At 67.6% G+C, this 6,478-nt stretch carries 7 protein-coding genes; all 7 read right to left on the bottom strand.

Going from position 1 to position 6,478, the window contains the following annotated elements; translation table 11 throughout:
• A partial coding sequence (proB, locus tag ACXJKH_RS12405) for a glutamate 5-kinase (protein ID WP_457319659.1) occupies nucleotides 1–690 on the bottom strand: 690 nt, incomplete at its 3' end.
• Between the two features lie 13 nt (nucleotides 691–703).
• On the bottom strand, nucleotides 704–949 hold the full coding sequence (locus tag ACXJKH_RS12400) for a YciI family protein (protein ID WP_457319660.1): 246 nt from the start codon (nucleotides 947–949) through the stop codon (nucleotides 704–706).
• A gap of 87 nt (nucleotides 950–1,036) precedes the next feature.
• A complete protein-coding gene (gene argH / locus ACXJKH_RS12395; protein ID WP_457319658.1) occupies nucleotides 1,037–2,332 on the bottom strand; it encodes an argininosuccinate lyase in 1,296 nt (431 codons plus the stop codon).
• A 74-nt stretch (nucleotides 2,333–2,406) separates the two neighbouring features.
• Entirely contained in the window at nucleotides 2,407–3,360 is a 954-nt protein-coding gene (argC, locus tag ACXJKH_RS12390; RefSeq protein ID WP_457319657.1) for an N-acetyl-gamma-glutamyl-phosphate reductase, read from the bottom strand.
• The gene (locus ACXJKH_RS12385) at nucleotides 3,357–3,956 is read right to left on the bottom strand and encodes a GNAT family N-acetyltransferase (protein WP_256775627.1); all 600 of its coding nucleotides are present in this window, start codon (nucleotides 3,954–3,956) and stop codon (nucleotides 3,357–3,359) included. Before ACXJKH_RS12385 ends, argC begins: the two co-directional genes overlap by 4 nt.
• 5 nt (nucleotides 3,957–3,961) lie before the next feature.
• Nucleotides 3,962–5,287, bottom strand: coding sequence for an acetylglutamate kinase (locus tag ACXJKH_RS12380; RefSeq protein ID WP_256775628.1), 1,326 nt, complete (start codon nucleotides 5,285–5,287; stop codon nucleotides 3,962–3,964).
• 73 nt (nucleotides 5,288–5,360) lie between these two features.
• The gene (locus ACXJKH_RS12375) at nucleotides 5,361–6,449 is read right to left on the bottom strand and encodes an acetylornithine deacetylase (RefSeq protein WP_256775629.1); all 1,089 of its coding nucleotides are present in this window, start codon (nucleotides 6,447–6,449) and stop codon (nucleotides 5,361–5,363) included.
• Between the last annotated feature and the right edge of the window lie 29 nt (nucleotides 6,450–6,478).

The following is a 6,478-nucleotide window of genomic DNA, read 5'->3' as shown; positions in this document are numbered from 1 at the left end:
CTCCAGCTTGGTGTGCATACCGCCGGTACCGGCCCCGCTGCCGGCGCCACCGGCCATCGCCAGCACCTCGCCGGTGAGTTGGGGCACGTCATGGATCGGGCGCGCCTGCGGGTCGCGGCGCGGGTCGTTGCTGTACAGGCCATCGATATCGGTGGCGATGAACAGCACGTCCGCATCGATCAACGCCGCCACGGTCGCGGCAAGGTTGTCGTTGTCGCCGAGCTTGAGCTCATCCACCGACACGGTGTCATTCTCATTCACCACCGGCAGCGCGCCGAGGCGCAGCAGTTCGTTGAGGGTGGCGCGCGCATTGAGGTAGCGGCGACGGTTGCGCAGGTCGTCGTGGGTGAGCAGCACCTGCGCCACCGGACGCTCGAAGAAGCGCTGCCACAGCCCGATCAACTGCGCCTGGCCCAGCGCGGCCAGCGCCTGGCGGGCAGCCATCGCCGCGCCGGCTTCCAGCGCACGCGGCACGATCGCGCGTCCCGCGGCGACTGCGCCGGAGGAGACGATCACCACCTCGCGCCCGGCCAGTACATTGGCCGACACGAACTGCGCCAGTCCCAGCGCGTGGCGCGGCGACAGACCGCCGCCATCGGCGGCCAGCAGACTGCTGCCCACCTTGAGCACGGCACGCTTCCACTGCGGCACGGCCTGTTCGGGAAACGGCGATTGCACGGTCGGGGTCATCGGTGGGCAGGCCTCAGCGGGTGTTCCATTCGTGGATGCTGGCGGTGGCGCTGCCGCGCACCAGCAGCGGGTCGGTGTCCACCAGCGCCTGCGCGGCGGCCAGATCGGGCACGTCCTGCAGCACGTAGGCACCGCCRCTCTTGTCGCTGAAGCCGCCGGTCAGCAGCAGCTGTCCGCGGGCGCGCAGCTCATCGAGGAAACGAACGTGTTCGGCACCGACATCATCGCTGAAGGCCGGAGTGCGCTTCACCAGGACCAGGTAACAGGTTTTCWTGGGGCTTCCTTTTCGCCGGGCAACGCCCGGCACGTCGATGAAGAAACGGCGACCTCGCGGTCGCCGTCGTGATTACACCAGTGCGGCCCAGCGGGCGCCCAGCTCGTCCAGCCGCAGGTCGGCGGCCGCACCGGGCGACACGCGCGCGGCCAGGCTGCCTTCGGGCGTGCGCCCCTGTCCGGCCGTGTCCGCTGCCGCTGCAGCCGCTTTGTAGGCCTCACGGAACGGCACACCGGCCACGGCCGCTTCCACGGCCACATCGGTGGCGTACATGCCCGAGTCGATCGCTGCACGCAGCTTGTCGTCACGCCATTCCAGGTTGGCCAGCAGCGCCGGCAGCAGTTCCAGCGCGGCCAGGCCGCGGCCGAAGCCGTGGAAGATCGCGCCCTTGCTGCTCTGCAGATCGCGGTGGTACCCGGACGGCAGCGACAGCAGCTGCTCGATCTCGGTGCGCGCGGCGGCCACGCTGGCGTGGGTGGCGCGCATCAGTTCGATCACGTCCGGGTTGCGCTTGTTGGGCATGATCGAACTGCCGGTGGTGTATTGCGCCGGCAGCGCCACGAAACCGAACTCACCACTGGTGAACAGCGACAGATCCCACGCGATGCGGCGCAGGTCCAGGGTGGCCCCACCGAGTGCTTCCAGCGCGGCCAGCTCGAACTTGCCGCGCGAGAGCTGCGCATAGATCGGCGAGATCTGCATGCGCGCAAAACCGAGTGCCTCGGTGGTGTGCGCGCGATCCAGCGGCAGGTTCACGCCGTAACCGGCGGCGGTGCCGAGCGGATTGGCATCGATGAGGTTGAAGGTATCGTGCGCGCGGATGGCGTTGTCGATGAAGGCCTCGGCCCAGCCGGCCCACCACATGCCCGCCGAGGACACCACGGCGCGCTGGATGTGCGTGTAGCCGGGCACCGGCAGGTCTTTCTCGGCCTCGGCACGGTCGAGCGCGACCTTGGCGATCTCGCGGCTCAGGCCGGCCACCTGCTGCAGCTTGTCCTTCAGCCACAACCGGGTGGCGACCAGGATCTGGTCGTTGCGGCTGCGGCCGGTGTGGATCTTACGGCCGGCATCGCCGAGGCGCTCGGTCAGGCGGGCTTCGATCGCCGAGTGGCAGTCCTCGAAACGCTCGTCGAGCACGAACGTGCCGCTGCGGAAGTCCTCGGCCAACACGTCCAGCTCGCGCTGCAGGCCATCCAGTTCATCGGTGGAGAGGATGCCGATGTGCTGCAGGCCCTGCGCGTGCGCCTTGCTGGCGGCAACGTCATACAGGAAGAACGCGCGATCCAGGATCACATCATCGCCCGCCAGGAAGGTCTGGATCTTGGCGTCMACCGCCACGCCGGGCTTCTGCCACAGAAGGTCTGCCATGTCTTGCTCCGTAGGCGGAATCRCTCCGCCGGGTTGTACGCGCGCACCGTGGTCGGGTGCGCAGCGGAGAGGGTTCAGTGCGGGATCGAGGCCAATTCGTCCAGGCCCAGCGCCAGGTTGAGGTTCTGCATGGCCTGGGTGGCCGCCCCCTTGAGCAGGTTGTCCAGGGTGGCAACCACCACCACGCGCTTGCCGCCCGGGGCCACGTCGAAGCCACCGATCTGCACGCCGTGGCGGCCGGCGATGCGGCTGACCCACGGAGCTTCGTCGAGCACTTCGATGAGCGCCTCATGGGCGTAGTACGCCTGGTACAGGGCGATCACGTCCTCGCGCTTGACCGTCTCGTTCAACCACAGGTTGAYGGTCATGGTGATGCCACGGAAATGCGGCGCCACGTGCGGCATGAACTCGACCGGCACGCGCAGGTGCGCGGTCACTTCGCGTTCGTGCACGTGGTTGGTGAGCGCGTACGGCATCAGGTTGTCGCGCAGCAGTTCGGGGTTGTTCTTGTCCGATGCGGTGGTGCCGGCGCCGGAGTACCCGGACACGCCGAAGCACTGGGGCGGGCCGGCCAGCTGCTTGAGCAGCGGGCTGATCGCCAGCTGCATCGCGGTGGCATAGCAGCCCGGGTTGCTGATGTGCTTCTGACCCAGGTAATCGCCCCGGGTCAGTTCGGGCAGGCCGTAGTACCAGCTGCCTTCGAAGCGGTGGTCGGCCGACAGGTCGACGATCACCGTGTCCGGCCTGGCCGCATCGAGCGCGGTGACGAACGGTGCGGACAGGCCATTGGGCAATGCCAGGATCACCGCGTCCACGCCCTTGGCCGCGACCGCGTCGGCGTCCAGGTTTTCGAACTGCAGGTCGCCCTGCCAGTCGGTGTGGTGGTCGGCCACGCGCTGGCCCGCAAGCTCACGCGAGGATACAAAGCCCAGCGTCAGGTTCGGGTGCGCGGCGATCAGCTTGATCAGCTCGGCGCCGGTGTGGCCGCGGGCGCCGACGATGCCGACGGAGAAGGTCGTGGTGCTCATGCGTGTGCGTCCAGGCGGTGCTGCAGGTGGCGCTTCACGCCCTGCCATTCCGCGTCGATGATGGAGAAGATCACGGTGTCGCGCGGGGTGCCATCGGGGTGGCGCTTGTGGTTGCGCAGCACGCCGTCCTGCTTTGCGCCCAACCGCGCGATCGCCGTGCGCGAGGCGACATTGAACCAGCTGGTCTCGAACACCACGCTCAGGCAGTTCAGCCGCTCGAAGGCATGGGTGAGCAGCATCAGCTTGGTTTCGGTGTTGACGCCGGTGCGCTGGGCGGCCTCGCCATACCAGGTGTAGCCGATGCTCAGCCGGGGCACGTCCTCTTCCATCCCGTAATAACGGGTGGTGCCGACCACTTCATCGGCAGCGTTGAGGACCGCGAACGGCAATACCTTGCCCTCGGCCTGCGCCTGCAGCGCAGCCTGCACGTAGGCGGTCATGGTTTTGGCGCTCGGCACCTGGGTGTACCAGAGCCGGGACAGCGCACCGTCGCCCAGCGCGCCGCGCAGACCGTCGATGTGCGCCATCTGCAGCGGCTCCAGCCGGGCGTGCGTGCCGGCAAGTGTGGGCACCTTGGTCCAATCGGCGTGATTCATGGGGTTCAGCCCTCCAGGCTCGGGGTGCGGGTTGCGCAGTGTTCAACGTAGGTGCGGATCCGCTCGAAACCATCGGCGCCGAACCAGAACACCTTCCAGGTRCCCTGCTTGTAGCACCCGTCGGATTCGGCGTAGTAGAAGTGGTTGATCGGGTTGCCGTTGCGCGAACGCCAGAACAGCTGCGGGGTTTCATCCAGCATGACATTCCACACCGCCCGGCCAAGGCCTTCGCCCTGGGCGTCATCGAGCACCGCGAACTTGTCCAGGTACACACCTTCGGCTTCGTCGGTGAGGATCACGGCGGCGCGGTAGTTCTCGCTGACGTAGGCGCGCAGCAGTTTGGTGCGGTCGAAGTAGTCGGGCACCAGCGTACGCCCGAAGCTGGATTCGATCAGCTGCTTCAGCCGCGGCAGGTCAAGTTCGCTCCACGCGGTGGCGCGCAGCACCTTCTCGCCCTTGCGCACCAGCGTGCCCGAGCCCTTGTGGGTGAACAGTTCCTTGGCCAGATCCGCCGGGCGGGTGATCGACACCGAGGACTCCAGCGGCAGGCGATCGAGCAGGTCCTTGATCTGTTCGATCTTGACCCGCATGCCGCCGTGGATCCACGGCTGCTGCATGAGCTGGTCGTACTCGGTGGACAGGTTGATCGAGTCGATCACCTTGCCTTCTTCGTCGAGCAGGCCGCCGGTACCGGTGAGGAAGATGATCTTGTACGGCTGCAGTTCCTGCACCAGCTCGTTGGCGGCGAAGTCGGCGTTGACGTTGAGGATCTGCCCGCAGCGGGTTTCGCCCAGGCTGGTGATCACCGGGATGGAGCCGGCACGCAGGCTGGCTTCGATCGGGGCCAGGTTGACCTTCTTCACTTCACCGACCAGGCCGTAGGTGGCCTGGTCCAGGTACTCGGCCTCGAACACGCCGCCGGTGATGGAGGTGGCGCGCGCGCCGTTCTGCTGCAGCGCTTCGACCAGCTGCAGGTTGGACGCCTGGAACACCCGGCGCACGATCGCCAGGCCTTCCGGCGAGGTCACGCGCAGGCCGTTGACGGTTTGCTTGACGATGCCCGCCGCCGACAGCTCGGCGTCCAGCTGCGGACCGGCACCGTGCAGCACGATCGGGGTCAGCCCCACTTCCTGCAGGAATGACAGCGACGAGGTCAGCGCATCCAGATCATCGCGCAGCACCGCGCCGCCGACCTTGACCACGGCGAAGCGCTTGGCATCCAGCTGCGAAAAACGCTTGAGGTACTGGCTGATCTCCTTCGCGCTGGCCATGCTGGAGAGCAGGCGCACGATGGTTTGACGGGTCTGGCGGTGGGGCTGGGAAGAAGGCATTTCGGTATCGTCACAGGCGGCCGGGGCCGCGATGGGGGAACCGTCAGTGGCAGGCCACGACGGGATCATGGCGTCAGGCGCCTTGGGCGATGATGCGGTGCACCGACGCGGCGTAACGCTGCAGCTGTTCCAGCGTCACGAACTCATCGGCGGTGTGGGCCTGGGCGATGTCGCCCGGGCCGTACACCAGCGTGGTGTAGCCCCCGGCGGAGAACAAGGAGGCTTCGGTCCAGAAGTCCACCGCGTTGCCGATCGGGATTTCCAGTGCATCGGCCACGTCACGCGCGGCCAGGCGGCGGTTCTCGGCCTCGGCGATGTCACCGGCCGGGAAGCTCGGGCCACGGAAGGTCTCGGTGAACACCGCGGCCTCCGGCTCGGCAAACCCGGCGAAGGTGGCCAGCAGCGCGTCGATGTCCATCGACGGCAGCGGACGGAAACCGAACCGCACCTCGGCCGCCGGGGCGATCATGTTGGCCTTGATCCCGCCTTCCACGCGCCCGATGTTGAAGCGCAGGCCGGTCAGCCCGCCAAAGCGCGCATGCGCCAGCGATTGCACATGGTCCAGCGCGCGGTTGCCCCAGCGCATCGCCTGGTGCAGCGCACTGGCGGCCGCATCCTGCTTGCCCGACGCATGCCCGGCCCGGCCCTTGAACTGCATCAGCACCGAGCTGATGCCACGGTGCGCGAGCACCGCTTCGCTCATGGTCGGCTCGGCCACCAGCACCGCCTCATACGGAATGCCGCGCGCCAGGAACGCAGCGATGCAGCGCGGATCGTTGGCTTCCTCGTCGCTGGAGAACAGGAACGCGGCATCGCCCTCGCTGGCATTGGCAGCGGCCACCAATGCAGCGGCGGCCCCCTTGATGTCGCACACGCCCAGGCCGATCACCCGGTCCTCCGCGCGCCGCATCACGTGCGGGTCGGCGCTCCAATGCGGCGAGTCCGGCACGGTATCCAGGTGCACGTTGAACAGGTACTTCGGCGTCCCGCGCACGGCATACAGACTGACCGCACCGTCGCCATGGTCGATCACCTCCACGTTGAACCCGGGCAGGTGGGCGCGCAGGTAATCGAAGATGCCGCCGGTGGTGATCGCACGCGGCGGATTGCGCGTGTCGAAGGACACGAGCTGCTGCAGGTGATCGAGTGTCTGTTCAAGCATGTGCGTAGAAATCCATCAGTGGGGGGGGT

This window comes from Stenotrophomonas sp. P5_B8 (assembly GCF_054049855.1).
This window is presented reverse-complemented; position numbering and strand designations above follow the sequence as displayed.

What these genes read in the sequence shown, in the direction of transcription:
- ACXJKH_RS12385 (WP_256775627.1), bottom strand. Translation starts at nt 3,956, where the DNA reads ATGAATCACGCCGATTGGACCAAGGTGCCCACACTTGCCGGCACGCAC.
- ACXJKH_RS12375 (WP_256775629.1), bottom strand. Translation starts at nt 6,449, where the DNA reads ATGCTTGAACAGACACTCGATCACCTGCAGCAGCTCGTGTCCTTCGAC.